The organism is Methylobacterium sp. OAE515 (assembly GCF_041806315.1).
Taxonomy (GTDB): Bacteria; Pseudomonadota; Alphaproteobacteria; order Rhizobiales; family Beijerinckiaceae; genus Methylobacterium; species Methylobacterium tardum.
Map to the genome: position 1 here is coordinate 752,288 of NZ_JBGMUV010000001.1, position 25,121 is coordinate 777,408.

Annotated in this window: 21 protein-coding genes and 1 pseudogene; 7 read left to right on the forward strand and 15 right to left on the reverse strand. The window is 67.8% G+C overall.

From position 1 onward, the window contains the following. Nucleotides 1-186: 186 nt before the first annotated feature. A pseudogene (locus ABIE45_RS03585) lies at nucleotides 187-628 on the forward strand (flagellar motor protein MotB); the annotation flags it as partial. 9 nt (nucleotides 629-637) lie between these two features. On the opposite strand, the gene ABIE45_RS03590 reads toward ABIE45_RS03585, so the two are convergent. The 3 genes from ABIE45_RS03590 to ABIE45_RS03600 form a co-directional block, all read right to left on the reverse strand. Next, entirely contained in the window at nucleotides 638-1,960 is a 1,323-nt protein-coding gene (locus ABIE45_RS03590; RefSeq protein WP_192710619.1) for a hypothetical protein, read from the reverse strand. A gap of 138 nt (nucleotides 1,961-2,098) precedes the next feature. Beyond that, nucleotides 2,099-2,554, reverse strand: a complete 456-nt coding sequence (locus ABIE45_RS03595) for a CAP domain-containing protein (protein ID WP_192710694.1) — start codon at nucleotides 2,552-2,554, stop codon at nucleotides 2,099-2,101. Between the two features lie 134 nt (nucleotides 2,555-2,688). Continuing rightward, nucleotides 2,689-5,379 (reverse strand): DUF3772 domain-containing protein, encoded by a 2,691-nt coding sequence (locus tag ABIE45_RS03600; RefSeq protein WP_192710618.1) that lies wholly within the window; start codon nucleotides 5,377-5,379, stop codon nucleotides 2,689-2,691. A 523-nt stretch (nucleotides 5,380-5,902) separates the two neighbouring features. On the opposite strand from ABIE45_RS03600, the gene ABIE45_RS03605 reads away from it, so the two are divergent. After that, nucleotides 5,903-6,451 carry an HNH endonuclease gene (locus ABIE45_RS03605; RefSeq protein ID WP_192710617.1) on the forward strand — a complete coding sequence of 183 codons (549 nt, stop codon included), beginning with the start codon at nucleotides 5,903-5,905 and terminating at the stop codon, nucleotides 6,449-6,451. A gap of 33 nt (nucleotides 6,452-6,484) precedes the next feature. On the opposite strand, the gene ABIE45_RS03610 is transcribed toward ABIE45_RS03605, so the two are convergent. The 3 genes from ABIE45_RS03610 to ABIE45_RS03620 form a co-directional block, all read right to left on the reverse strand. Further along, nucleotides 6,485-6,817 (reverse strand): hypothetical protein, encoded by a 333-nt coding sequence (locus ABIE45_RS03610; protein WP_192710616.1) that lies wholly within the window; start codon nucleotides 6,815-6,817, stop codon nucleotides 6,485-6,487. Nucleotides 6,818-6,903: 86 nt separating this feature from the next. Beyond that, a complete protein-coding gene (locus tag ABIE45_RS03615) occupies nucleotides 6,904-7,887 on the reverse strand; it encodes an omptin family outer membrane protease (RefSeq protein WP_192710615.1) in 984 nt (327 codons plus the stop codon). A 259-nt stretch (nucleotides 7,888-8,146) separates the two neighbouring features. Beyond that, a complete protein-coding gene (locus ABIE45_RS03620) occupies nucleotides 8,147-9,139 on the reverse strand; it encodes an outer membrane protein (RefSeq protein ID WP_192710614.1) in 993 nt (330 codons plus the stop codon). 313 nt (nucleotides 9,140-9,452) lie between these two features. Here ABIE45_RS03620 and ABIE45_RS03625 point away from each other — a divergent pair, with 313 nt between their 5' ends. Further along, a complete protein-coding gene (locus ABIE45_RS03625; RefSeq protein WP_192710693.1) occupies nucleotides 9,453-9,791 on the forward strand; it encodes an MmcQ/YjbR family DNA-binding protein in 339 nt (112 codons plus the stop codon). Between the two features lie 4 nt (nucleotides 9,792-9,795). Here ABIE45_RS03625 and glmM read toward each other — a convergent pair whose 3' ends face one another. From glmM to pal, 6 genes are all read right to left on the reverse strand, one after another. Further along, nucleotides 9,796-11,136 carry a phosphoglucosamine mutase gene (glmM, locus tag ABIE45_RS03630; RefSeq protein ID WP_192710692.1) on the reverse strand — a complete coding sequence of 447 codons (1,341 nt, stop codon included), beginning with the start codon at nucleotides 11,134-11,136 and terminating at the stop codon, nucleotides 9,796-9,798. A gap of 139 nt (nucleotides 11,137-11,275) precedes the next feature. Then, a complete protein-coding gene (locus ABIE45_RS03635; protein WP_192710613.1) occupies nucleotides 11,276-12,022 on the reverse strand; it encodes a sulfite exporter TauE/SafE family protein in 747 nt (248 codons plus the stop codon). 213 nt (nucleotides 12,023-12,235) lie between these two features. Further along, nucleotides 12,236-14,158: an ATP-dependent zinc metalloprotease FtsH gene (gene ftsH, locus ABIE45_RS03640; RefSeq protein ID WP_192710612.1), complete on the reverse strand. Its 1,923-nt coding sequence runs from the start codon at nucleotides 14,156-14,158 to the stop codon at nucleotides 12,236-12,238. 3 nt (nucleotides 14,159-14,161) lie between these two features. Beyond that, complete coding sequence (gene tilS / locus ABIE45_RS03645; RefSeq protein WP_192710611.1) at nucleotides 14,162-15,319, reverse strand: tRNA lysidine(34) synthetase TilS; 1,158 nt, start codon at nucleotides 15,317-15,319, stop codon at nucleotides 14,162-14,164. Next, entirely contained in the window at nucleotides 15,316-16,305 is a 990-nt protein-coding gene (gene ybgF / locus ABIE45_RS03650) for a tol-pal system protein YbgF (RefSeq protein WP_192710610.1), read from the reverse strand. Before ybgF ends, tilS begins: the two co-directional genes overlap by 4 nt. A 236-nt stretch (nucleotides 16,306-16,541) precedes the next feature. Then, complete coding sequence (gene pal, locus ABIE45_RS03655; protein WP_192710609.1) at nucleotides 16,542-17,036, reverse strand: peptidoglycan-associated lipoprotein Pal; 495 nt, start codon at nucleotides 17,034-17,036, stop codon at nucleotides 16,542-16,544. Nucleotides 17,037-17,434: 398 nt separating this feature from the next. Here pal and ABIE45_RS03660 point away from each other — a divergent pair, with 398 nt between their 5' ends. Further along, nucleotides 17,435-17,839 (forward strand): response regulator, encoded by a 405-nt coding sequence (locus ABIE45_RS03660; RefSeq protein ID WP_192710608.1) that lies wholly within the window; start codon nucleotides 17,435-17,437, stop codon nucleotides 17,837-17,839. Between the two features lie 133 nt (nucleotides 17,840-17,972). On the opposite strand, the gene ABIE45_RS03665 is transcribed toward ABIE45_RS03660, so the two are convergent. Then, nucleotides 17,973-19,052 carry a WcbI family polysaccharide biosynthesis putative acetyltransferase gene (locus ABIE45_RS03665; protein ID WP_192710607.1) on the reverse strand — a complete coding sequence of 360 codons (1,080 nt, stop codon included), beginning with the start codon at nucleotides 19,050-19,052 and terminating at the stop codon, nucleotides 17,973-17,975. Nucleotides 19,053-19,095: 43 nt separating this feature from the next. Between ABIE45_RS03665 and ABIE45_RS03670 the strand changes: the two genes are divergently transcribed. Next, entirely contained in the window at nucleotides 19,096-20,163 is a 1,068-nt protein-coding gene (locus ABIE45_RS03670) for a GSCFA domain-containing protein (RefSeq protein ID WP_192710606.1), read from the forward strand. A 557-nt stretch (nucleotides 20,164-20,720) separates the two neighbouring features. Then, a complete protein-coding gene (locus ABIE45_RS03675; protein ID WP_192710605.1) occupies nucleotides 20,721-21,668 on the forward strand; it encodes a UDP-glucuronic acid decarboxylase family protein in 948 nt (315 codons plus the stop codon). 12 nt (nucleotides 21,669-21,680) lie between these two features. Here ABIE45_RS03675 and ABIE45_RS03680 read toward each other — a convergent pair. Further along, a protein-coding gene (locus ABIE45_RS03680; protein WP_373622149.1) for an IS630 family transposase occupies nucleotides 21,681-22,642 on the reverse strand; the annotation gives its coding sequence in 2 pieces (ribosomal slippage) (nucleotides 21,681-22,294 and nucleotides 22,294-22,642; 963 coding nt in all). Nucleotides 22,643-23,148: 506 nt separating this feature from the next. Further along, nucleotides 23,149-24,195 (reverse strand): glycosyltransferase family 61 protein, encoded by a 1,047-nt coding sequence (locus ABIE45_RS03685; RefSeq protein ID WP_192710490.1) that lies wholly within the window; start codon nucleotides 24,193-24,195, stop codon nucleotides 23,149-23,151. A gap of 287 nt (nucleotides 24,196-24,482) precedes the next feature. On the opposite strand from ABIE45_RS03685, the gene ABIE45_RS03690 reads away from it, so the two are divergent. Further along, entirely contained in the window at nucleotides 24,483-25,082 is a 600-nt protein-coding gene (locus tag ABIE45_RS03690; RefSeq protein ID WP_192710489.1) for a nitroreductase family protein, read from the forward strand. The last annotated feature ends 39 nt before the right edge of the window (nucleotides 25,083-25,121 follow it).

The following is a 25,121-nucleotide window of genomic DNA, read 5'->3' on the forward strand; positions in this document are numbered from 1 at the left end:
GGGCGACATCAGCGCCGGACCCGGGTCAAACCCCTCGTACGACAGGGGTATGCCAGCGCCCGCCTGAACGGGCGATGACGGGCCGATACAGGCTCGAAACAGTTTCCTTTACGGTTCATTCAGAAAGATTTCCTACCCTGATCGGCAACCCGGCCGACATACCGACAGTGCCGCGATCGCCAACAGCCGGATTTCGCCGAGCTCTCGAAGAATGTCGTGATCGCCGGGACCGAGCGGGGCCTCGACGTATCGGTCGTCGACCAGAACGGGCGCGCGATGTTCCCGGAGGGCTCGACCCGGCCCAACGACCGGACCCGGCGCCTATGGGAGAAGCTCGGCCCGGCGCTCCGTCAGATGCCAACCCGCATCGCCGTCACGGGCTTCACCGCCACCGATCGGCCCGGGCAGCGCCCGGTAGCCTCGCCCGGAGAGCTGCCGACGGGCCGCGCGTCAGCGTCCGGGAGATCCTGGCGGGCTCAGGGGTTCCGGACGACCGGTTCGCCTCGGTCACCGGCAAGGCCGATACCGAGCCGATGTTCCCCGACAACCCCGACCTGCCAGGCAACCGGCGCGTGACCGTGACGCTGCTCAAGGAGGCGTGCCGGTCCCGAACGTGAAGGGGCTGCCGTCGGAGATGTCAGCTTCCGACCGCGCGAAGTCCGCGCTCCGGGTCTTCGTCCCGGCGCCGCGGCCCCTCGGCCTCCCCTGCGAGCGGCCCGTCTTCCGGGCTTCTGGTGACGCTCCGGTCGTCCAGGCGGCTGTTGATGACGTCCCAGATCTGCCGCAGCCGGCGGACATGCAGGTCGTCCCGGATGTAGCTGATCATCGCGTCGAGCTCGTAGCGCTCGTCGAGCCGCAATTCGCTGCTGCCGCCCGATCGGTCCCGGCTCGCCGACGACACGCGGATCTCGCCATCGATGTCGACCGCCTCGCTCAGCAGGATGTTGACCACCCGCTGCGCGATGTACGGGTTCTGCACACACCGCTCCAGGTCGAAGATGGTCCGGATGCTCAGCTTCCGCAGCTCCGACACCTTCGAGGGGCCCACCGCCAGGATCAGCTGCGCCTGTGCGACCCAATCGATGACCTCGTAGAGGCCGTAGGGCGTCTCCACGAAGATCTGGATCGGGTTGATGGTCGCGAGATTCTGGACGTCCTGGATCTCGAACTCGCCGAGCCGCAACTTCATAAAGGGATCGATGCCGAGGATCATGTCCAGCGGCAGCTCCTCCTGGAGGTTCTTGCTGTCCTCGGCGACCCTGCGAAGCCGGATCCACGGGAACTTGGCCACCAGCGCGCCGATGAAGAGATCGGGGACCAGGCCGATCAGGAAGGCGACCGTCACGGCGAGGTTGGCCCCGAACGCCCCCAGCCGGTCGACGTCGAAGATGTGCGCGTGCCAGACGGCGGCGCTGACCGATAGGGCCAGCAACATATGGAGGACGGAATGGAAGAACGAGATCGGTGACAGATCGAAGTTCGATATTCTTCGAATAAGGTACTGGACCGTGTAGATATAGGCGGCGATGAACGAGTAGGCGAGCGATCCCGTTATGGTGTTCTGCGGATCGGTGAAGTAGTTACCGAGAAGGCCGAAGGAACCACTCTCCCGGCGATGGAACCCCATGCCGATACAGATCGCGCAGATGACGACATAGAGCGCCACCGGGAAGATGTAGAAGCGGATGGCCTGTGGGTCTTTGTCGACCTCCTCGCGCTGCGGATTCGTCTCGGGGTCGTATTTGTACTTCACCAGCTCGAAGGACGGCAAGATGATCCGGCGTCCATCGACGGTGGCGAAGCTGAACAGCCGCTCGAGATCGACGACGATCTCACGCCGGCTCAGCCGAATGTTGGCGCGGCCGATGAAAATCCCGATCGGGACGATGAAGCTCAAGATGACGACCGTCAGAGCGATCGAGAACAGCTCTGCCCAGTCGGCGATATACTTGGCCGACATCGCGATCGACCCCCGTGCCTTGCAGAGCGCGGACAATCGAGTGTCTCGGCACGGTTGTCAATGACAGTATCAAATATTCCAACGCGAAGTCAGTATTCAGGAACAGGGCGTCCCTGAAATGCGGCGCGGCGGCGACCGTCATCGCGCGGTGAGCAGCGCCCAGTAGACCTTGTACTTCGAGCCCGGCGCGTAGGCGGTGGCGATCCCCATCTTGGTCGCCCGGGGCGCCAGCATGGTGGCGTCGTGCGGCGGGCTCTCCCGCCAGCCGGAGAAGGCCTCGGCCAGAGTGTGGTAGCCGGCCGAGAGGTTGGCGTTCACGTCCGCGTAGCCGAGCCGCTCCACCGCGCCCTTCACGGTCTGTGCCCGGCTCGGCCGGTCGGCCAGCGCCATGGCGGCCGCCTCGGCCTCCGCCAGCCGCTGCAATTCGGGATCGACCGCGAGCGGCGGCGCGCCGCGGTTGCGGCGGTAGGACGAGATCATGTCGCGGGCCACATCGACGTCGATGTGGGCGCTGTTGTTCGCGAGCGGCAGGTAGATGCTCGGCAGCGCCGTGCTGGTCGGCGCCTCGGTGGCGCAGGCCCCGAGGAGCGCCATCACCTGGAGGCAGGCCAGCCCTCGCACAATCCGTCTCGTGTCTCGTGCGCCCACGTGTCCCTGGTCCCTGCCTCGGCAGCCGGCTCGGATGCCTCAGCCATATAGGCGGCCTTCAGCGAAACTGCATCGGCCTCTCAGCCCCCCGCGCTCCGCAAACCGCGGTCGCGCTGGGCCCGGCCCGGCTCACCGCCCTCGGAGACCGGCGCCGTGATCCCGAATCGGCTGGCGATTTCGCCCATGGCGCTCTGCATCGTGTCGAGGCCCTGCACGGTGACGATGCTGGAGCCGGGCCCGAGCGGCGGGATGAAGCCCGCCCCCGAGAGGGTCGCGAACACCGAGAAGTTCAGGTCGGTCACCACCTTCTGGCCGAGGCTCACGTCCACGATCCACACGAGCAGCTCGAATTCCAGGAACGGGTCGCCGATCTTCTTGAACACCACCCGGGGCGGGGGCTCCTTCAGGATATCGGAATGCGCCTGCGCGCAGGCGGTGATCATCTCGGCGGCGCGCACCGGATCCTGGTTGCGCAGGACGCTGACCGTGATGCTGACACGCCCGGTCCGGTCGCCTCGCACCCGGTTCTTGACCACCCCGGAGATCAGGTTCGAGTTCGGCACGATCACGGCCGAGCGGTCGAAGGTCTGGATCTCGGTGGAGCGGACCGAGATCCGCTTCACGATGCCCTCGGAATCGCCGATCACCACCTGGTCGCCGACCCGGATCGGCCGCTCCCACAGGAGCAGCAGGCCGGAGACGAAGTTGTTGACGATCGACTGGAGGCCGAAACCGATACCCACCGATAGGGCGCCGGCCACGATGGTGAGCTTCTCCAGGCTCAGGCCGAGATACGAGAAGGCGAGCGCCAGCGCGATCAGGAAGCCGCAATAGCCCGCCACCGTGGTGATCGAGTTGCGCAGGCCCGCGTCGAGGTCTGTGGCCGGCAGGTAGGTGTTCTCCAGCCAGCGCTGAACGCCGCGGGTGATGAACACGCCGACCACCAGGATGCCGATCCCCAGCGCGATGCTCGACAGCGAGATCGTGACGTCCCCGACCTTGAAGCCGAAGAAGGCCTGCCGGACCGACGAGAGGATGTCGGTGGAGTCGAGACCCCAGGGTGCCAGAACCAGGACCGCGGCCGCCAGGAACAGGACGAGCCGGGCGGCCCCGGTCGCCAGGACCGAGATCTGGTTGAGCGAGCGCTTGCGCAGGCCGGTATTGGCCTGGAGCGTGGTGGCGAGCCGCGTCTCGTCGCTGAGCGCGCGGCCGACGAAGATGTCGACGCTCTGGACCAGCAGGTAGAGCAGCACGAGGACGGCCGCGTCCCAGATCAGCTGGTCGATCAAGAAGGCCGCGAAGGCGACGTAGCCGACCAGTGCGCCGAGCCCGATCAGCGCCACCGCGGCCCAGCCCAGGAGCCGCGCCGGCCCGCCGATGCCCGTGGTGGTCTTGGTCGGCACGTAGGGGCCGAAGCAGGCCTCCTCCTCCTGCTCGGTGTCGGCGAAGCGGTGGAGGCCGACCGCCAGGATCAGCGCGGTGGCGACCGCCCCGAGGCCCCGCGTGGCGATGGAGATCGGCAGAGCCGCCGAAATCCCGGAATTCAGCGCCTCCACGGACTTCACCACAGTAATCACCGTGGCGATGCCGACGGCGAGCCGGGTCAGGCGGGTGGCTGCCGCGTCGCTCACCGGGGCGGGCCTCCAGGCCGGCTTCTCGGGGCTGAGCAGCCCGTCGCACAGGGCCTCCACGAAGGCGATGAAGGCCAGCCCTCCAAGGATGGCGGCGGCGACCGGCAGCAGCCGGGACGGCAGCAGGTTGGTGGAATCGAGGGCGTAGTAGACCGCGTAGGACCCGGCCACGGCCGGCACGGTGCCGAGCAGGATCACCCGCCAGGCGGCGAGCATCACGGCGCGGCGCGACGGATCGGCCTTGCCGGCGTCCCGGCGGGCGCCCTTGGGGGCGATGTTGCGCCGGCCGAAATACAAAGCCACCGAGATCCCGAAGGCGAGCCCCAGGAACAGCAGGTTGGCGAGGCTGCCGTTGCGGGAGAACAGCAGCCCGATATCCGACACGGCGCTCTGCAGGGCGCGCGTGTCCCGGGGCACGTCGCCCATCACCTTGGTCCAGAGCCCGGCGCCGACCAGCGGCTGGGAGCGCTGGAACAGGTCGCGGGTGAAGGATTCGCGGCGGCGGTTCGAGACCCGGTCGACGATCTGGTCGCCCTGAACCACCAGGGAGCGGGCCAGCCGCTGAGTCTCGTCGATGCGCGTGACCGCGGCCTCGCGCTCGACGCGCTGCTCGGCGACGTCGGCGCTCTCCTGGGTGTCCTTCGGCTTCGGCCCGAGCTGGGCCAGCCGCTCGCGCGCGGCCTCGAGCGGCGCGTCGAGGCGGGTGACCAGGGTGCGGATCTCGTCGGTCACCGTGGCGGCGCTGTCGCGGATGGCGGTGAGGTCGGCCACCGTCAGGTCGGTATGCCCCAGCTGCTTCTCGCGGGCATCGAGCTCGGCCTTGGCGGCGTCGATCTTGGCTCGGACCGCCTTGAACTGCTCGGGCAGCTCGGCCTGCGCGTGCGGGGCCGCGCCCGCGGGCGCGGCGGCCGGGGTCTTGGTTTCGGGCTTGGCTTCCGGCTTCGCGTCGGGCGCCTTGCCGGGCGTCAGGCTGCCAGCGGCAGGCTTGGTCTCCGCCGGGGCCGGCGCGGCCGCCTGCGCGAAGGCGGGCCGGGCTGCGCCCGCAGGAATCCCGAGCACCAGAGCGGCGAGAAGGGCGAGCGTGAGGGACGGGCGTGCGCCGCCCCGCGGCGTCCGGGTACGCGCTGGCGTACGGTGCATGGGCAACCTCTCGTCGGGTGCGCCGGACGCGCGGGCGGGTCCGGCATCGGCGAATCAGCGGCGATAGGGGACCGGGCGGGCCTCCTGACGGCTGGGCGCTCTGGGCGAGCAATAGGGCGAAACCGTGCTCCTGCACAGCCCGGGCCGGATTCGGCCGCCGCCGGCCTCGCTCCGGGTGCGTCCTGTGGGTGCGTCCCTGGGCCCGCCCGGAAAAGCTTCACAAGGGTGTCACGCTGGGATTAGATGAACACCTGATGGACAGGGCCTTTTCGTCATTACGCGAAAGGGCACGGCCGGTGACAGCGCCGGCCCGGCCCGGCCGCGTTCCGGATGTGACCGCCTCGACCGGCGCCCCTGCGCGCCGGCCCGCAGCCCTGTTGCTCCCTCCGCCTCTCCCGCCAAGCCGACGCGTCGCGCGCCGGCCCATCCTGCATCGGCCCTGGGCCGGTTCGGGTGGGCCGGTGAGGCGGCGGCGCGGTCCCGCGCGTTATCCGCGTCAGAGATAGTCCGAAGAGTCGCGCCGATGATGGATCTCCAAACCCTCGTCCTGAACGCGGATTATCGGCCGCTCTCGTATAATCCGCTCTCCCTCTGGTCGTGGAAGGACGCCTTCACGGCCCTGTTCCTCGACCGCGTCACATTGGTGGCGAGCTACGACGTGGAGGCGCGCTCGCCCTCGCGGTCGCTGCGGGTCCCGAGCGTGGTGGCCCTGAAGAACTACGTGGCGCTCGCCCGCAGCCCGGCCTTCACCCGCTACAACATCTACCTGCGCGACGGGTTCAGCTGCCAGTATTGCGGCCTGCGGCTGCCCTCGGGCGGCCTGACCTTCGACCACGTGGTGCCGCGCTCCCGGGGCGGCCTGTCGAGCTGGGAGAACGTCGTGGCGGCCTGCTCGCCCTGCAACCTGCGCAAGGCGAACCGCACACCGAACGAGGCCGACATGCCGCTGATGACCGAGCCGCGGCGGCCGACGCGCTACGAGCTGCACCACCGGCAGCCCGAGTTCGACCACCGCCAGTATCACCACACCTGGCTCGACTACCTGTACTGGGACAGCGAGCTGGAGAGCTGAGGTGGGGCCGCGGCGGCGATCACCCAGTTGGTCTCACCAAATCGGCTCGCGCCGGGGCGGCTCGTTGTACATCGGGATGTTGTGGTTGCGCGGCAGGTACCCCCAGATGCGGACCGCCCCGACCGGCGGCCCGACCACCGGGGCTCGGTAGACGATGCGGTGCCGCGGTTGATGACGGCCGTGGCCGAGCCGGCCGTGCCGATGCTCGCGGTGCACGAACGCGGATGCCCGGTGCGCGGAGGCCGGATCGAAGCGCGGTCCGGCCCGGTCGGCAGCCCGGGCGGGTCCGAGACAGAGCGTGAGGATCACGCCGGCCGAAAGGCAGGACGCGCAGCGCGCGAGGGACAGGACGAGACGCGGCGTCACGGTTGTGTGCTTCCTGATCATGGCGTCCGGCCTGTCGGGCAACGGGGATGCACGGGCGATGCGCCCGCACCGGGCCTTCGGCCGGTTCAGAGCTTGGCTTTGACACCGACCGAGAGCAGCAGCGTCTCCATCGAGGCACCGGCCAGCGGCTTCGGATAGGCGCCGGCCAGGACCCCGCCCGCGTAGAGCTTCTCGCTTCCGGCGGCCTCAAGGTAGTTCTGATACTCGGCGCGCCCGACCACGGAGAAGAGCGGCGTCACGCGGTACTCAAGGGCCGCGTCGAACCCGACCATGCCGCTGGGGCTCATCGAGTCCTTGAAGACGAGGCCGCGCAGGGCGTGGTGATCCTTCGCGTTCCCGAACGCCACGGGACTGCCGATCAGCTCACCCGATGCTGTCCAGTCCCCGAACGCGATCTTGCCACCCAGGCCGAGATAGGGCGTCTGCCATTCCTGCTGATAGGCGATCCCGAGCTGGCCGCCGGGGAACGTGCCCTGCAGGTCGCGGTATCCGGTCGGGGACGAGTAGATGTAGGCCCCGCCCCGGGCATTGGACTTGAAGGTAAAGTACCGATAGCCGCCAATCGCGTAGAACGCCGTGTCCTCGTCCTTGTAGAACGTCACGGCCGTGCTCGCGTCCGCCTGCCACATGGTGGAGGGCTTGGCGTTGGGGCTCTGCGAGTAATGGGTCCAGCTGCTCGCGCCATTATAGCCGTTGAGCCAGTCGTAATCCTCCATCGCCCCGCCCGAGAATGCCGCAGTCCAGCCGCGGGCGCGGAAGGTGACGTCCTCGAAGGGGCTGAAGGCGACCCGGCCGCCGATGGCCAGGGAATTGGTGTTCCAGTTCAACTGGCTCACGCGTCCCTGCCCGCCTACGACGTTGACGTATTCATGGGCTTGGCCGGCCACGTAGCCGACGAACAGCTCCGCCGCGAAGGTTTGGGTCTGGACAATCGGAGCCGTGTCGTACTCGGCACCGCGCAGGTAATCGTAATCCAGATCGGCGGCTCGGGCGGTGGTCACGCCGCAGAGACCGAGAACCGCCAGCAGCGGAAAGGTGACGGTACGCATCGGGATCGTCCTGGGACGGAAAGAGACAGACGGCGGATCGAGCCTCGACTGAGTGGTAGATGAGTAACCTTAATCGTCCGTTTCTAACTTACATTCTCCCAGTCTCGATCTGGACTTCCTGGTCTTGGTGCGTGGCGCGGCAAAGCTGAGAGCCGCAACAGGCCGGACTGCCCGGCGGGCGCGGCGCACAACGCGAAACGGCGCGGAGGATCTCCGCGCCGTCGTCAGTCTCACGATGGGGTTCGGGTTCGGTGCGCGATCAGTACTTGCGCACCAGCGGGCCGGGGATCGGCTCCGGCATCAGCGGCGGCAGCGGGGCCGCGACGACGCCGCCGAGGTAGTAGCGCAGGCCGATCTTCACGTCGTGCGCCTCGATGTCCTTCACCTTGATCGCCTGCAGACTGCCGGTGCAGCACGGCACGTAGCCGGCGCCGGTCTCGGCCTTGCCGAGGTTCAGGTAGCGGTAGGCCAGTTCGACCTTGAACGCGTCGGTCACGTTGTAGGCGAGACCGGCGTGGAGCGCCCAGGCGAAGCTGCCGCTCGACTTGTCCTTGTAGAACTTGGTGCCGCTGTTGGTGTTGTAGACCGGGTTGCCGTTCGAGTCGTAGACCGGCTTGTAATTGTAGGAGGGTGCGCCGCAATCGCAGCCGTAGACTGGGTTGCCGTAATCGTAGCCGTAGGTCGGGCTCGTGAACTGCTGGTTGGTCGAGTAGGACGAGATGTGGTTGAAGGCGTAGCCGACGCCGCCGCCGATGAACGGCGTGATGCCGTACCACGTGCCGAGATCGAAATACGCGTTGGCGAGCACGACGGCGGAGTCGAAGTGGCCGCTCGACTTGTTGACGCCGTAGGAGCCGAGGCCGTCATCGTAGTCCGGACCGCGGTAGTACTCGCTGCCGCGCAGGCCGGTGGCGTAGCGGTACTCGCCGGTGATGTCGCCGCGGAAGAACGGGGTGAACTGGTAGCCGACGCCGACCCCCGCGAAACCGCCGCTGCCGATCTCGTTGCCGAAGGACCGGTTGGACTCGGCGTAGCCGGTGTAGTCGTAGGCCTCGCTGTACTTCGGACGGGTGTAGATGCTCGCGCCGACGTCGCCGCGCAGGTACCAGCCGCCGCCGACCTCGATCGGGGGTGGCGGCGGAGGCGGCGGGGGCGGGGGCAGCAGATCCGCGGCGGCGGCGAGGCAGGGCGCGCCGACGCTCGCCACGAGCGTCAGGCTACGCACCAAAGCGTTCAGCTTGGAGCGGGCCATAGGAATTCCTTCACTGGGCACGTGAGCCGGACGCTCCGCGTGCGGTCTCGGGGGTACGTGGTGAAGGATGAAAGCAACGTCTTAAATCTGACTTAACGTTAAATGTTAGGCTTGCGCATTCGTGTCGGCCGGTCGGGATCTCTGTTGCTCGGATTTTACTTGTCTCCGTGGCCCTGCGTCGCCACGGACGCGTCCAACAACTGCCGGGGGTAAGCAGGCATGAGCGACACGGCCGATGCCGTCCCGGTCGGGAGGCGACCGACAGCCGACCGGCCACCAGCCGATCTGCCCCGTGCGTCCGGTTGAGGCGCCGGTGCTCCCCGAGGAGGTGCGCATCCTGGCGCTGATGCTGCCGGAGACGGTGGCGGGCGCCCACAGCGGCAACCCGGATTTCCGCGTCGGCGGCCGGGTGCTGGCGACCCTGTGGCTCGAGGAGGCGCGGCTGGTGCTGCGGCTGTCGCCCGCGGATCAGGCGGCGCTGTGCGCGGCCGAGCCGGACCTGTTCACGCCCCTCGACGGCGCCTGGGGGCGCCGCGGCTGGACCAATCTCGATCTCGACGGCTGCGCGGAGGAGACCCTGCGGGCAGCCCTGCTGGCGGCATGGCGGATGACCGCGCCGGCGGAGCTGCGCGCCGCCTACGACCAGGCCTGACCGGTCAGGCCGCGGCCCGGGCCACGGCGTCGACCACCTCGTCGACCACCGCGTTGACGAGGCCGCGATCGTCGCCCTCGGCCATCACGCGGATCACCGGCTCGGTGCCGGAGGGGCGGATCACCAGGCGGCCGGCATTGCCGAGCCGCTCGCGAGCGTGCTCGATGGCACTGACCACGCTGTCCTGCCGCAGGGGCTCGCCGGTCTTGTAGCGGACGTTCTTGAGAATCTGCGGCAGCGGATCGAAGCAGTGGCAGACCTCGCTCACCGGCCGGTTCTGCCGCTGCACCACGCTGAGGAGCTGGAGCGCCGCCACCAAGCCGTCGCCGGTCGTGGTGTAGTCCGACATGATGATGTGGCCGGATTGCTCCCCGCCGAGATTGTAGCCGTGCTGGCGCATGTGCTCGAGGACGTAGCGGTCGCCCACCGCGGTGCGGGCCAGCGTCAGCCCGAGGCCGCCGAGATAGCGCTCCAGGCCGAGATTTGACATGATCGTCGCGACCACGCCCGGCTGGGTGAGGCGCTCGTCCTCCTTCCAGGAGCGGGCCACGACCGCCATGAGCTGGTCGCCGTCGACCACCTGGCCCTTCTCGTCGACGATCAGCACCCGGTCGGCATCGCCGTCGAGGGCAATGCCGATATCGGCCCGGCGCTCGCGCACCTTCTCGACGAGCGCCGCCGGCGCGGTCGAGCCGACGTCGCGATTGATGTTGAACCCGTCCGGCTCGGTCCCGATCGCGATGACCTCGGCGCCGAGTTCCCACAGAGTCTCGGGGGCGACCCGGTAGGCGGCGCCGTTGGCGCAATCGACCACGACACGCAGGCCGTCCAGGGTCACCTGCCGCGGCAGGGTGCGCTTGGCGAATTCCACGTAGCGGGCATGCACGCTCTCGATGCGCTTGGCCCGGCCGAGATCCTGGGAGCCGGACAGGCGCTTGTGCATGTCGGCGTCGATCAGCCCCTCGATCTCGCGCTCGATCGCGTCGTTGAGCTTGAAGCCGTCGGGTCCAAACAGCTTGATGCCGTTGTCCTCGAACGGGTTGTGCGAGGCCGAGATCATCACGCCGAGATCGGCCCGCATGGAGCGCGTCAGCATCGCCACGGCGGGCGTCGGCACGGGCCCCAGGAGCAGGACGTCCATGCCCACCGAGGTGAAGCCCGCTACGAGCGCGGTCTCGATCATGTAGCCGGAGAGGCGGGTGTCCTTGCCGATCACCACCCGGTGGCGATGGTCGCCGCGCTGGAACACGAGGCCGGCGGCCTGCCCCACCTTGAGGGCGAGTTCGGGCGTGATCACGCCATTGGCCCGGCCCCGGATGCCGTCGGTTCCGAAATACTTGCGCACCATGACGTCTCCGGGGCCCGGACGAAGGCCGGACCAGACTTAGCAGATCGCGGCCGTGTCCGGGGGCGGACGCCGTGCCGTGGTGAATCGGTTGCTCCGCGACAAAGGCGGTCGAAATACGGCGGGGCCTGGCGTCGGGCTACAGGACCTTCGGCAACGACGCGGCAACGAGGACGACGCCCGAACCCGTCAGGAGCGTCAGGACCAGCGTGCGGAACCCGGACTCGCTGATGCCGACATAGGCCCGGGTGCCGAGCAGCGTCGGCACCAGCATGGTGGGCAGCACCACGGCCAGCATGGGCAGCATCGGCCGGGTGACCAGGCCGGTGGCGAGGTAGGAGATCATCGTCACGGTCAGCATCGCGAGATTGAAGTTCTGGATGATCGTGCGCTGCACGTCGCGCTCGTAGCGGCGCAGAGTGCACCACAGGGTCGGGAGCACGCCCGTGAAGCCGCCCAGGCCGCCCATCATGCCGCCGGCGAGGCCGACCGCGGCGTCGGCGAGCCGCCCACCGACCGTGATCCGCGGCAGGTCCCGGGCGAGCAGCATCAGCGGACACCAGACCATCAGCAGGAGGCCCAGCAGCGCCTTGAACCAGTCCGCGTCGAGGCGGGGTAGCAGGAGGACCCCCAGCGGGATCCCGGCGAGGCCGCCGAGCACGAACGGGGCGATGCGGCCGAGATCGAGCCCGCGCCGGACCGTGACGGCGGCCACCACTTGCCCGGCCAAGCCGCCGGAGACGGCCAGCACGGCGGCGAGCTTCGGGTCGATCACCCAGGCCCAGAACGACAGCGCCACCAACCCGAAGGCGAAACCCGACAGGCCCTGCACGAAGCCGGCGACGCCGGCGCCGAGGGCGACGACGAGATAGGTCGAGACCGGCATGGGCGAATGGGCCTTCAGGATCGTTCTGTCGGTCCGTAGTTCCGAACCGAGGCTTTGGCGCGGCCGGCGGGTGCGGCCTGCAAACGCGCGGCCCGAATTGTCACGCGTGAACCGGTCAACCGGCGTCCGTGCGCGCGGCGCGAAGCGATGACGGGCTGCCGCGCACGAAAAAGGGCGCCTCGCGGCGCCCTTCCGATCGTCAGTCCCGAGACCTCAGGCCTGCGGCTGCGGCTCCAGGCCGCCGTCGCTCTCCTTCGGCCGGCCGCGGCCCGCCGAGGGAACCGAGGAGCCCCGGGCCGGGGTCGGCGGCACGTCGCCGCCGTCGCGGATCGGGGGCTGGCCCTTGAGCAGGTTGCGGATCTCCTCGCCCGAAAGGGTCTCGTATTCGAGGAGCCCCTGCGCCAGGGCCTCCAGGTCGTCCTTGTGCTCGGCCAGGATGCGGCGCGCCTCCTCCAGGCCGGTCTCCACGAGGCGGCGGACCTCGGCATCGATCTTCTGGGCGGTCGATTCGGAGACCGATTGCTGCCGGCCCATCGACATGCCGAGGAAGACCTCGTCGTTGTTGTCGCCGTACGCGACGGTGCCGAGCTCGGGGCTGAAGCCCCAGCGGGTCACCATCATCTTGGCCAGCCGCGTCGCCTGCTCGATGTCCGACTGCGCGCCCGAGGTCACCTTCTCGCGCCCGAAGGTCATCTCCTCGGCGATGCGGCCGCCCATCATGATCGCCAGCCGCGAGGTCATCTGCTCGAAGCTCATGGAGAGCTTGTCGCGCTCGGGCAGCTGCATGACCATGCCGAGCGCCCGACCGCGGGGGATGATCGTCGCCTTGTGCACCGGGTCGGTCGCCGGGACGTTCAGCGCCACGATGGCGTGGCCGCCCTCGTGATAGGCGGTGAGCCGCTTCTCGTCCTCGGTCATGACCAGGGTGCGCCGCTCGGCGCCCATCATGACCTTGTCCTTGGCGTCCTCGAACTCGTGCATCGTGACGATGCGCTTGCCGCGACGGGCAGCGAGCAGCGCGGACTCATTGACCAAGTTCATCAGGTCGGCGCCCGAGAAGCCCGGGGTGCCGCGCGCGATGGTCTTGAGGTCGACGTCGGGGGCCAGCGGCACCTTGCGGACATGGACCCGCAGGATGCGCTCGCGGCCGGTGACGTCCGGGTTCGGCACCATGATCTGGCGGTCGAACCGGCCGGGCCGCAGCAGCGCCGGGTCGAGCACGTCGGGGCGGTTGGTCGCCGCGATGATGATCACGCCCTCGTTGGCCTCGAACCCATCCATCTCCACGAGGAGCTGGTTGAGGGTCTGCTCGCGCTCGTCGTTGCCGCCGCCGAGGCCGGCGCCGCGGTGACGGCCGACCGCGTCGATCTCGTCGATGAAGATGATGCAGGGCGCGTTCTTCTTGGCCTGCTCGAACATGTCGCGCACGCGGCTAGCGCCGACGCCCACGAACATCTCGACGAAGTCGGAGCCCGAGATGGTGAAGAACGGCACGTTGGCCTCACCCGCGACCGCCCGGGCGATCAGGGTCTTACCGGTGCCGGGCGGCCCGACGAGCAGCACGCCGCGCGGGATCCGGCCGCCGAGCCGCTGGAATTTTTGGGGGTCGCGGAGGAACTCGACGATCTCCTGGAGATCCTCCTTCGCCTCCTCGACGCCTGCGACGTCATCGAACGACACGCGGCCGTGGGCTTCGTTCAGGAGCTTCGCCTTCGACTTGCCAAAACCCATGGCGCGGCCGGCGCCCGACTGCATCTGGCGCGAGAGGAAGATCCAGGCGCCGATGAAGACGAGGATCGGCAGCCAGCTCACAAGTAGCTGGATGAACCAGGGGGTGTTGTCCGACGGCGGACGGGCGGTGATCTGCACGCCTTTGCCCTGGAGCTTGGAGACCAGGCTCGGGTCGTTGGGCGCGTAGCTGGTGAAGTTGCCGCCACCGACATAGGTGCCGGACACGTCCTGTCCGGAGATCACCACCGACTGGATCTTGCCGGCATCGGCGTCGTTCAGGAGCTGGCTGTAAGCGATCTCGCTGCCGCCGCCCCGGTGCCCCGGATTCTGGAACAGGGTGACCAGGGCCAGCACCAGCAGAAAGATGACGACCCATAAGGCAAAGTTGCGAAAATTCGGGTTCATCGATCAATCCTTGGCGTGTGCGACCCCCAGGACGGACCCGCCACGCGGCTGTTCCGGTCCATCCGTGCACACTTCGCCAATGTAGGCGGGGGTGTCTCCGTTGCCAAGTAATTCGGGGGCCCCTGCGGCGAGGGCAGCATCCGCGGCCCTGCGGCGGCGCGGCGGCGCGGGGGCGAGGCGCACGGTGCCGTCGGCCTCCGCGGCGACCAGGAGCCCCGCCAGGGTGCGCCGGATCGGCGCGCCGCGACGCAGGGCCGGCAGCAGCGATTCGAGGACCAGCGCCTCGAGGCGTTCGAGCCGGCGCGGCGCTCCGCCGGCCCGGCTCAGGGCGAGATCGAGGCAGCGCAGCGCCACGGCGTCGGGCAGCGCCGCCAGCGCGGCACCGTCGAGGCACAGGACCGCGCCCCCCGTCGCGCCCGGCAGAAGCGCGGTGTCGAGGGCCCGCGCCGCCGCGCTCCGGAGCGCGGCCTCGTCGCGGGCGGCGCGCTCGGCCAGGCGGGCGAGGCGCGCCGGCGTCAGGCCCTCGCGCTCCAGAACCGGCCAGGCCGCGCGCAAGCGGGCCCGGGCGAAGCGCGGATTCACGTTGGTGGGGTCGCGCAGATACGGGATGCCGCGGGCCTGGCACCACGCCACCAGGGCGGATTTCGGCAGGTGCAGGAAGGGACGGCCGAGCCTCAGGCCGGGGGCAAGCGCCCGTTCGGCGCGCATGCCGGCGAGCCCCGCGAGGCTGCTGCCGGCGGCGAGCCGCATCAGCACCGTCTCGGCCTGGTCATCCTGGGTGTGCGCGGTGAGGATGAGGCCGGCGCCGATCGCCTCGGCCTGGGCGGCGAGCAGGGCGTAGCGGGCGTTGCGGGCCGCGTCCTGCAGGCCGGTGCCGGGCTTCGGGCCCGACCAGGGCAGGATCGCGTGGGGCAAGCCGAGGGTCCGGGCGGCCTGGCTGACAGCGTGGGCCTCGGCGTCGGAGCCCGGCCGCAGGCCGTGATCCACGGTGGCGACCTGCACGGATGCGCCGGTCGCTCGCCCCAGGATCGCGGCGGCGTGCATCAGGGCGGTCGAATCGGGGCCGCCCGAGACGGCGAGGAGAACGCCCGGCCGGTCGCGGGTGGAAAGGCCGAGCCAGGGGCTCAGGGCGTCGAGGACCGGATCGCCCGGCCCGCTCAAGCGCCGCAGCGGGCGCGCTTCTGCTCGCGCGCGACGCCCTGACGGACGCCGTTGCCGGCATTCGGGAATTTCCGGTCCAGCTCGGCCAGGGTCGCGCAGGCCTGCTCGCGGGCCCCGAGGGCGTTGAGCGTGACGCCGAGCTTCAGCATGGCGTCGGGCGCCTGGGACGAGCGGGCGTAGTCGGTCGAGACCTTCAGGAACTGCTCGGCCGCCTCGCGATTGCGACCGCGGGCCAGGTAGCTCTCGCCGAGCCAGTAGGTGGCACCGGCGACGCGGTTGTCGCGCGGATGCGACTGGATGAACTGGCGCAGGCCCATCTCGGCCTGCTCGTACTGCTTGGCGCGGTACAGCTCCACGGCGGCGTCGTAATCCGAGGCCGGATCGCCGGTCTGGGTGGCGGCCACGCTCTCGGAGGGCCGCGCCGGGATCGCCCCCGTCCGGGCCGGCGGGCGCAGGTCCACCGGCTCGTCGTAGCCGGGGGCCGCAGCGTCCGCGTCCTCGTCCTCGCCGTTGATCGCCCCGTTGATCGCCCCTTGCGGCAGGCGCTGCGGCCGGGGCGCGGCCTCGACGGCCTCCCGGGGCGGCAGCGGCGCGGAGGGCTGCGTGCTGCCGAGCTGCATCGGGGTGCCGGGGGCACCGGGGGATTGGGACGGGTCGAAGGCGTCGCCGCGCTTGCCGGGGCGGCCGGCGCCCGGATTGCCGCCGTTGACGGCCCCCGCCGGCGCCGGAGCCGCGGAGGGCTTGCCGCCCTTGCCCTCGTTCAGGCGGAACTCGACGTCCTCCTGGAACTTGCGCAGCTGCTCCTTGAGCTGGCGGTTCTCGTACTGGAGGGTCTCGATCTGCCCGGCCATGAGCCGGGACTGGTTCTCGATCCGTCCGAGGCGCACCACCAGCTCGGAGGCGTCCTGTGCGGCGGCCGGATGACCGAGGAGCAGGGCTCCCAGGATCGTGGAGAGCGCGAGGCGGGTGCGAAGGCGGGCGGGCATGATGCGGCTGCGATCCGGTGGCGGCGCGAGGACCTATCAGATGCGCCGCACCGCGGCAAAACTGCGGCGCGTTCAACCTTTTGGGTCATTCGGCGGGACGCGCAGTCCCGGTTCGCTGCTTACCCGCCCTCCCCTGCGCATCATCCTGACACCGCACCGTCACCCGCGCTGTGCGGATGCGGTTGCGTGGCACGCCGCGACTCGCGACGCTCCACGCCCTTTGGCAGAGAAGGCTGTTACGCCCCGGCGCCGCGGTCCAGCACGATCACCGCGCGGCGGTTCTGCGACCAGCACGAGATGTCGTTGCAGACCGCCACCGGCCGCTCCTTGCCGTACGACACGGTGCGCATGCGGTTGCCTGCGATGCCGCGGGTGGCAAGGTAGTCGTTCACCGCCTGGGCCCGGCGGGCGCCCAGGGAGAAGTTGTACTCGCGGGTGCCGCGCTCGTCGGCATGGCCCTCAATGATGAAGGTGTAGCGCGGGTAGCGCTGCAGCCACGCGGCCTGCTTGTCGAGGGTGGCGGTCGCGGTTGGCGTCAGGTCGGTGGAATCCGATTCGAAGAACACCCGGTCGCCGATATTGACGACGAAGTCCTGCGCGCTGCCCGGGGTCGCGGCGCCGGCCCCGAAGGCGGAGGCGTCGGCGAGATCCTTGTCATTGCTGCAGGCGCCGAGGCCGAGGCCGGCGACGAGGGCGAGGCCGAGGGCGGCGGCACGAAAACGCTGCGTCATGATCTGAAAAAGCTCCTCGAGCGGTGCCGAAGGCCGGCTGCGGGTCTTCGAGGCGGGTCCGCGTAGTCCTGGGTACAGTTGGTAGGCGCGGATGGTTAAGCGACGGTTCCGACGAGCGGCCTCGGGACGGGTTGGCGCCGTGGGCGCGCTCGACGTCGTGCGCTGTCGCACCCGGAATGCGGCGGCGGCGGGGCGTCGGGGCCGGACAGGCCATTTCGGACGGACCGGTTGCGGCGCTGCAACAGGAGCGCGCGTGGGAGCGAAGCCCGGGCGCCGCGCCCGACGGCAGTGCGATCAGGGATGGCCCAGGCCGACACGGTAACCGTCTCGGCCGGCATTTAAGGGATCCTCAACCCTATCCGTTCTCAAATGGAGCGGCCGAACACCGGACATCCGCCATGCGTCCCGCCCAGTGCGTCCTCATCGTCGAGGACAGCTACCTGCTCCTCGAGATCGTCGCGAGCCTGTGTGAGACGCACGGGATCCGGGTGATCGAGGCCTCGACCGGCGAGGCCGCGCTGACGCTGATGCGCGCCCGCGGCGGCGAGATCGACTGGCTGTTCACCGACATCCATCTGCCGGGGCTGATCGACGGCTGGAGCGTGGCCCACGCCTTCCGGTCGATCCATCCCGACCGGCCGGTGGTCTACACCTCCGCCGACGCGAACCGCCGCAGCGGCGTGCCCGGCAGCCTTTTCCTGCGCAAGCCGTTCCAGGTCCAGGAGGTCAACCGGCTGGTCCGGATGATGGTCGACGGCCTCGGCGGGACGGCGCATGACGCGCCGCTCTGCGCGGCGGGCTGAGCCACAGTTCCATCCGAGCCGGACCGTCATCGCGCGCGCAGCGAAGCGACTTAGGGCAGCGCGACCCTGGATTGCTTCGCTCCGCTCCCAAGGACAAATCTGCCAGCTGGACGCCTCGGCCCCGGCGGCGGCGTCAGCCGGCCTGGAACAGCGCCACGATGTCCGGCGTGGACAGCCACGCCTCCACCCGCGGGCAGGCGAGGTCGCCCGGCGGCGTCGCGTCGTAGATGGCGAAGCTCGCCGCGATGTAGCCCGGCAAGTCGTAGAGCGTCGGGAAGTCGTCGCCGCGCGCCTTGGTCTTGAACAGGTACGAGCCCGTCAGCCCGAAATGCTCGGCCACCGGCGGATAGATCGGCCAGATCACGTCCTCGACCAACTCGTCGCCGAGGTAATCCTCGATCTCCACCGGCTCGGGCGTGAGACCGTTCTCCTGCAGCAGGCGCCGGGCGATGTCGCCGATCACATGGGCCTTCGGGTGGTTCATCAGGTGCATGAAGGCGCCGCGGCGCGCCCAGCGGGTCACCTCGCGCTCCAGCCCGAAGCCGAGGGCGGCCGCCGACCCGACGAGCTCGCGCACTGCTGGATCCCAGTGGTCGAGATAGCCCAGGCGGGCGAACACGTCCTCGCGGAACAGGGATACGGTGCGCTTCGGGTCGAGGCCGAGCCGGTAGGCGGTGAGCGCGATCGCCGAGTGGTACTGCCCCGTGGGCGACGGGGTCAGCTTCAGCGCGGCGAGGTTCGACGCCTGGCCGACATAGACCATGTCGGGATGGAAGGCCGAGAACACGATCGCCGGGAACAGCTTGAGCCGCGGGTCGGCCGCCCGCACGGTGGCAGCGTCGCCGCCCGGGATCAGCCCGGCCGGGAAACTCTGCGCAAAGACGTGGTCGTGGGCGCGAAGCGTCCGGATCAGGCCGTCGACATGACCGTGGTCGCGCTTGAGTGAGCCCATGGGCAGATAGCGCACCGGGCTCCTCGGCGCGAGCAGGCGCATCGCCTGCGCAACGCCCCGGGCCTGGCAATTGCCCAGCACCGCGATGCTCGGCCCGTCACGCCCGGTAGCGGCGCGGGCGCGGTTCCGCCATGGTGTCGCCCAGGTGGGGGCCCAACGGGTAGGCGCCCAGCTGGGCGCCGAGAGGGTGAACGCGCTGCGGGCGCGCCGGGGCAGGTCGTTCAGGGCCACGTCGCGTGCCGGTGTCAGCGGACGGGTCATCGCCCCCGAGGGCGGTCGCCGTCGTGAAGAAGAGGGTTCGAAGATGGCGTTGAATCCGTATACGGGTCTACCGGCCGAGCGATTCTGGCGCAAGGTCGTCACCAACGTGCCGCCCTTCGCGGTCAATCCGCACCCGAAGGATACGTTCGTGATCGGGCCGACCGACAAGGTCGCCACCGGCGGCTCGTGCTTCGCGCAGCGGGTGGCCGAGGCGGTGCGCGGCGCCGGCTTCAACTACTACCTGACCGAGCCGCCGACCCCCGGCATGAGCGCCGAGGAGGCCAATGCCCGCCAGTTCGGCACGTTCTCGGCGCGCTACGGCAATCTCTACTACACGCGCCAGTTCGTGCAGCTGTTCGACCGGGCCTACGGGACGTTCGAGCCGGAGCTGAAGGCGTGGCTGCGCGACGACGGCCGCTACGTCGACCCGTTCCGCCCCACGGTCGAGCCGGCGGGTTTTGCGAGCGAGGCCGAGGTGGTCGCGGCGCGCGACGCGCATCTCGCCGAGGTGCGCCGCCTGTTCGAGACGCTCGACGTGTTCGTGCTGACGCTCGGCCTGACGGAAGGCTGGCGCTGGCGGGCCGACGGCGCGGCGCTGCCGCTCGCCCCGGGCGTTGCCGGCGGCACCTTCGACCCTGAGCTCTACGAGTGCGTCAACGCGGGCGCGGGCGAGGTGCTCGGCGACCTCAACGGCTTCCTCGACCGGCTCTGGAGCGTGAACCCGAAGGCGCGGGTGATCTTCACGGTCTCGCCGGTGCCGATGATCGCCACCTACATGGACCGGCACGTGATGGAGTCGAACAGCTACTCCAAGTCGGTGCTGCGCGTAGCGGCCGGCGAGGTGGTCGGCCGCGGCGACCCGCGGGCGGTCTACTTTCCCGCCTACGACATCGTCACGAGCAACGTGAATGCCGGGCGCTACTACAACGAGGACCAGCGCACCATCAACGACGCGGGCGTGCGCCACGTCATGCGCCTGTTCCTGGCGACCTTCGCCCGCGACCGGGTGAACGCGGCCCCGACCCACGCCCCCGTGGACCTCGCGGCGGAGTTCGAGGGCAATGCCGGTGTGATCTGCGACGAGGAGGAGATCGAGCGCAGCGTGGCGTGAGGTCCCAAGGACCTGACGCGAACCCCTTCCCTCCCGCGAGCAGCCTTGCGCGTACCGCGTCCGCAAGGCTGCTCGTCTGGCTGGTCGAACGTTCTTCGTCATCCGGATGGGCTCAAGAAGCGGCGATCCGAGGCGCCTTCGTCGAGCGTCTTGCGTCCGCGATGGCACAAGCATCGTAGAGCCGACCGCGCCGGCTCGCCTTCTGCGAAGAGGACCTATCCGGAAGGCCCAACGTCGCCAATAATTTTTGCTTCTTTTTTGTTTAATATTTTCTAATACATGATGTATAATCCTTCTTATTCCATATAAGTTTTGATGATCGACGATAGGTTCAATATAAGCTTGTAAATCCGCGTCAATCAGTACTTTAAGCGATCTGTCCAGATCAGTGTCCAGACAGTCGACAGCGCCACATTTCGTACGATAGGAACGTCTCCGCTGTGCGCGGATCGAGACTTGGCTGTCGACAGGTACCGCTCTGCTCGACGTTCAGAGACGCAGAACTCAGGTAATCCTGTGTTTTGCACTGCGCAGACGCAGATCTGGAGTGAAAGCCTGTGCGTTACGATAGGTCGAGAAGGATCCTTGTGACGGGTGGGGCCGGGTTTCTTGGCTCCCATCTCTGCCAGCGCCTCCTGAACGATGGGCACGAAGTTTTGTGTGTCGACAACTTCTATACGGGGTTGCGCAGCAACATCACACCGCTGCTCGGCCATCCAAGATTTGAGCTCAAGCGCCACGATGTAACGTTTCCTTTATATGTAGAAGTCGACGAAATATACAACCTCGCCTGCCCAGCTTCACCAATACATTATCAAGCAGACCCCGTTCAGACGACGAAAACGAATGTGCTCGGAGCCATCAATATGCTTGGCTTAGCAAAGAGAACAAAAGCCAAAATCTTCCAAGCCTCGACGTCAGAAGTATACGGCGACCCCGAGGTTCACCCGCAGACCGAAAATTATTGGGGCCGTGTCAATCCGATCGGCTTCCGTTCCTGCTACGATGAGGGGAAGCGCTGCGCGGAGACTTTGTTCTTCGATTACCGCCGACAACACGACCTGTCGATAAAGGTCGCGCGCATATTCAACACCTACGGGCCCCGCATGCATCCCAACGATGGGCGCGTCGTCTCGAATGTGATCGTGCAGGCCCTACGCGGAGAGAACATAACGATATACGGCGACGGGCATCAAACGCGATCTTTCTGCTACGTTGACGACCTCATTGACGGCTTTCTGAACTTAATGTCCAGTTCTGACGAGATCACCGGCCCCATCAACCTGGGCAATCCAGCGGAGTTCACGATCAAAGAACTTGCGGAAATCGTAGTCGCGCTGACGGGATCATCCTCTCAGCTCGAATATCAACCGTTGCCGCCGGACGACCCGCGGCAAAGGAAGCCCGACATTGCCAAAGCCGAACAGTATCTGGGTTGGAGTCCGAAGATCGGCCTGAGAGAAGGGCTGCACGATACAATCGCGTACTTCAAAACAGTGATCTAGAGCTGTTCCCGGTCAGGTAGCGACGGCCAAGTCGTCATCGTAGCCGGCTGCAGCGACGTAGTTGCGGCACTCCTGCGGGGTGAAGCGGGTGAATGCCTGGCGGATCGCCGCCCAGAGATCCGGGATCGTGCGGGCGGCCGCGCTGCGCAACAGCGCCTTCAGCTTTGCGAAGGCCTGTTCAATCGGGTTGAAGTCAGGGCTGTAGGACGGGAGGTAGAGCAGCCGAGCCCCTACGGCCTCGATCGCATCCTGCACACCCGCGACCTTGTGGGCTGGCAGGTTGTCCATGACGACGATATCGCCAGGGTGCAGCACCGGGACCAAGGTCTCGGTGACATAGCTGCAAAAGCGCGTGCCGTTCGTGGGGCCGTCCAACAGCGCGGTCGGGCACAGCCCGCTCGTGCGCAAGGCGGCCGTGATGGTCGTGGTCTTGTAGTGGCCAAACGGAGCCGCAAGCCGGCAGCGCTCGCCGCGTGGGGCCCAACCGGAGCGCCGCGCCATGTTGGTGGCGGCCGCCGTCTCATCCAGGAACACCAAGCGGTCCGGGTCGAGCTCGGGCTGGGCCTCGAACCACGCCTCGCGGGCCGCTCTTACGTCTTCACGCTCCTGCTCAGCTGCGTACGTCGCCCCTTTTTCCAGCTGATCCCGTGCCGCTGGAAGAAGCGCGATAGACCGCTCGTGCTGGTCTGGACGCCTTGCTCAGCCAGTCGGTCGCGCAACTCGCGCAGGAAGAGGCGCGGCTCCTGCTTGGAAGTCGCCAGGATCAGTGCGGCATGCGCCTCAATACGCTTCGAGGTGTGATCGCCGCCCATAGGTTTGGGCGCGACATGGCCCTCTTGGTGCGAGCGCTGCGACCAGCGGCTGGCGCTCGACACGCCGACCCCGAAGCGCCTCGCGGCGCGATGGCAGGAGGCACCGGCCGCCACGGCCGCCACGACACGCTCGCGCAGATCCACAGACAGAGGTGAAGGCATCGGAATGCTCCTTCACCCGTCAACGCGCCACCTGCTAACCTGTCTCAAGCGGCGCGGGACCGGCTCTAGCGTCTGCTTGGCGCCCTGCGCACCCTGCCGACATTGCCCCGCCTTCAAGAGCGTTCCCCGCTCATTCGAAGACCGGTTCGGCGGAGCCCAGTTGCCAAGCGGTCGGGCCCGGCTCCGAGTCGCCGCGCTATCGCGCACGGGCAAGTCGTGCCCTGGTTCATCAGACTGGCGTCACAAGACAACACTGCGCCATGTCCGACGTCTGTTTGGTGAAGGCGTGCGTCGCCCAGAGGCTTCGGGCCTGCAACAGCATCCCCCTTTGTGCCGTCGCGACCAGAGCAGCCGCTCAGCCTGCCCTCGATCAGCCGGCAAACGGATCGCGACCGCTCGCTGCCGATTCCTGACGTCAGTGCCACCGCTGGCGTTACGATTCGTACCCGGCCGCGCCGACAACAAGACAGCTTGGAAGATCGGGCCAGACGGAGCTCACATCATCCTCAACTCTGCGCACATTGCCGGTGAAAGCGGTCAAGTTCTTCAGCACGTTTGAGCGTCAGAGACACCAACTCGATATTCGCGAGGATCGGAGCGTCGTGCGTTGTGCCGGAAGCCAGGGAGGTTGTTCCAACGATCATCGAGTAATCCTGCTCCAGATGCTCGACGGTCGTCAGCATGCAGGGATTCACGCCCGACGGCGCAAACAATTCCACGACGTGGGACCGGCGTGGCATGAACATCGTGTGAGCGAATCCGGACCCGTGAGGACCTGTAAAAGCAGCTGCTCGTGATACCAAAGCGATCTGCTCACCGAGATCCAGATCTTCCATATAAACGCTTTGGAATCCATGCTTTGACAGGAGCGAGAGCAAATCGTCTTCATTGACAATCGATCGGCGGCCCCGTCTCGCGGCATAGATCTTAAGGTCATGATCCATCTTCTGATCGGATAATAGCCGCTCTCTCAACCAGTCGACCGTGTCGATCTGACTCTTCAGGTCGAGTTGGGCGCGGAACCGGTGAGGTATAATGAGGCGCTCGATTTTGGCGTAAGGAGCGTCGCAGTAATATATGCGCTCCGGCTGAATCTGCAGCAAATCCAAGGAACGGCGCACGAACGCGACGCCTCCAGGCACAATGAATCCACCTTTGTATCCAGACGACTCAAAGGCTGAGATTTTTACAAGAGCTTCGCACATCCAATGCCAGAAGACGTCGCTCCATGGTTGAGCAAGGAAGCACCATGTGCCAGGCAGCTCAGCAACGATATCGGCTCCGTGTTGTGACCTCCACTGCGCGGCGAGGCGCTGTGTGTTGGCATGCCATTGCTGCAAGCCTCCCTCAATGTCGCGATAAGAAAATCCAGGTTCGTAGATCGTGAAGTGTCCGCCTTCTATGATACCGGGCATCGCGGGCGATCCAGCAATTGCCGCAGCGTCGAGTATGTCGTAGGGAAATTTGCCAATCCAGTTTCTGTTTCCGGTTCTCCATCTCGTGAAGCGGCCGTCCGCGATCTTCTGTAAAAGATCTGATTTGTAGAAATTCATAATTCTTTGCCTGCATTATAATGAGGTATTTATCAACGGTATCATCTGTTTACAACAGACGACAGGTTGAATCTCCTATTCGCCAAAGAGGAAAGATCATACCGCGGCTGCAAATCACCTTACCGTGTCGCCGATCAGGTGAACAAAGCCGTTCCGGTGAACACAGCAATGTGTAGCTTCCTCTCCAGGCCGAGGTAAACAGCATGGACCTCTGTTGCCTCCAGGCCGGTGTTTCAGGCAGTGTCGATCGAACTCGCCGTCTGCTGACCCTCTCAGGAGAACCTGTCTTGAGCCTGCCCCCGCCCCGCCGAGCCGACCACGACATCGATCCGGTCTTCGTGAAGCGGCACTCGCCCCGCGCCTTCACGGGCGAGGCCGTGCCCGAATCCGAGCTGATGCGGATGATCGAGGCGGCGCGCTGGTCGCCCTCCGCCTACAACTCGCAGCCCTGGCGCTTCCTCTACGCGCTCCGGGACGACGCCCATTGGGAGACGTTCCTGGGCCTGCTGGTGCCGGGCAATCAGAAATGGGTCTCGGGCACCGGCGCGATCCTGTTCCTGGTCTCGAACGGGCTCATGAAGGTCGGCGACGAGCTGAGGCCGTCCTACAGCCATTCCTTCGACGCCGGCACCGCCTCGCTGGCCTTCCAGCTCCAGGCGATCCACCAGGGCTGGCACGCCCACGGCATGGTCGGCTTCGACCATGTCCGCGCCCCCGAGGTGCTGCGCCTGCCCGAGAACCACCGGATCGAGGCCGCCTTCGCGGTCGGCCGCAAGACGCCCGAGGCGGAGCTCACCGAGGAGCAGCGGCCCCGCGAGACGCCGAACGGCCGTCGGCCGATCACCGACTTCACCCTCGCGGGCCGGTTCCCGCAGCAAGCGGGCTGAGGCGGGCTGGAACCGGTGGCCGAGACCAGGGATTGTGCC

Coding starts and splice junctions, on each gene's coding strand:
- ABIE45_RS03590 (WP_192710619.1), bottom strand. CDS start 1,960: ATGTCGGCCAAGTATATCGCCGACTGGGCAGAGCTGTTCTCGATCGCT.
- ABIE45_RS03595 (WP_192710694.1), bottom strand. CDS start 2,554: ATGGCGCTCCTCGGGGCCTGCGCCACCGAGGCGCCGACCAGCACGGCG.
- ABIE45_RS03600 (WP_192710618.1), bottom strand. CDS start 5,379: ATGCACCGTACGCCAGCGCGTACCCGGACGCCGCGGGGCGGCGCACGC.
- ABIE45_RS03605 (WP_192710617.1), top strand. CDS start 5,903: ATGATGGATCTCCAAACCCTCGTCCTGAACGCGGATTATCGGCCGCTC.
- ABIE45_RS03615 (WP_192710615.1), bottom strand. CDS start 7,887: ATGCGTACCGTCACCTTTCCGCTGCTGGCGGTTCTCGGTCTCTGCGGC.
- ABIE45_RS03620 (WP_192710614.1), bottom strand. CDS start 9,139: ATGGCCCGCTCCAAGCTGAACGCTTTGGTGCGTAGCCTGACGCTCGTG.
- ABIE45_RS03635 (WP_192710613.1), bottom strand. CDS start 12,022: ATGCCGGTCTCGACCTATCTCGTCGTCGCCCTCGGCGCCGGCGTCGCC.
- ftsH (WP_192710612.1), bottom strand. CDS start 14,158: ATGAACCCGAATTTTCGCAACTTTGCCTTATGGGTCGTCATCTTTCTG.
- ybgF (WP_192710610.1), bottom strand. CDS start 16,305: ATGCCCGCCCGCCTTCGCACCCGCCTCGCGCTCTCCACGATCCTGGGA.
- pal (WP_192710609.1), bottom strand. CDS start 17,036: ATGACGCAGCGTTTTCGTGCCGCCGCCCTCGGCCTCGCCCTCGTCGCC.
- ABIE45_RS03660 (WP_192710608.1), top strand. CDS start 17,435: ATGCGTCCCGCCCAGTGCGTCCTCATCGTCGAGGACAGCTACCTGCTC.
- ABIE45_RS03665 (WP_192710607.1), bottom strand. CDS start 19,052: ATGACCCGTCCGCTGACACCGGCACGCGACGTGGCCCTGAACGACCTG.
- ABIE45_RS03670 (WP_192710606.1), top strand. CDS start 19,096: ATGGCGTTGAATCCGTATACGGGTCTACCGGCCGAGCGATTCTGGCGC.
- ABIE45_RS03685 (WP_192710490.1), bottom strand. CDS start 24,195: ATGAATTTCTACAAATCAGATCTTTTACAGAAGATCGCGGACGGCCGC.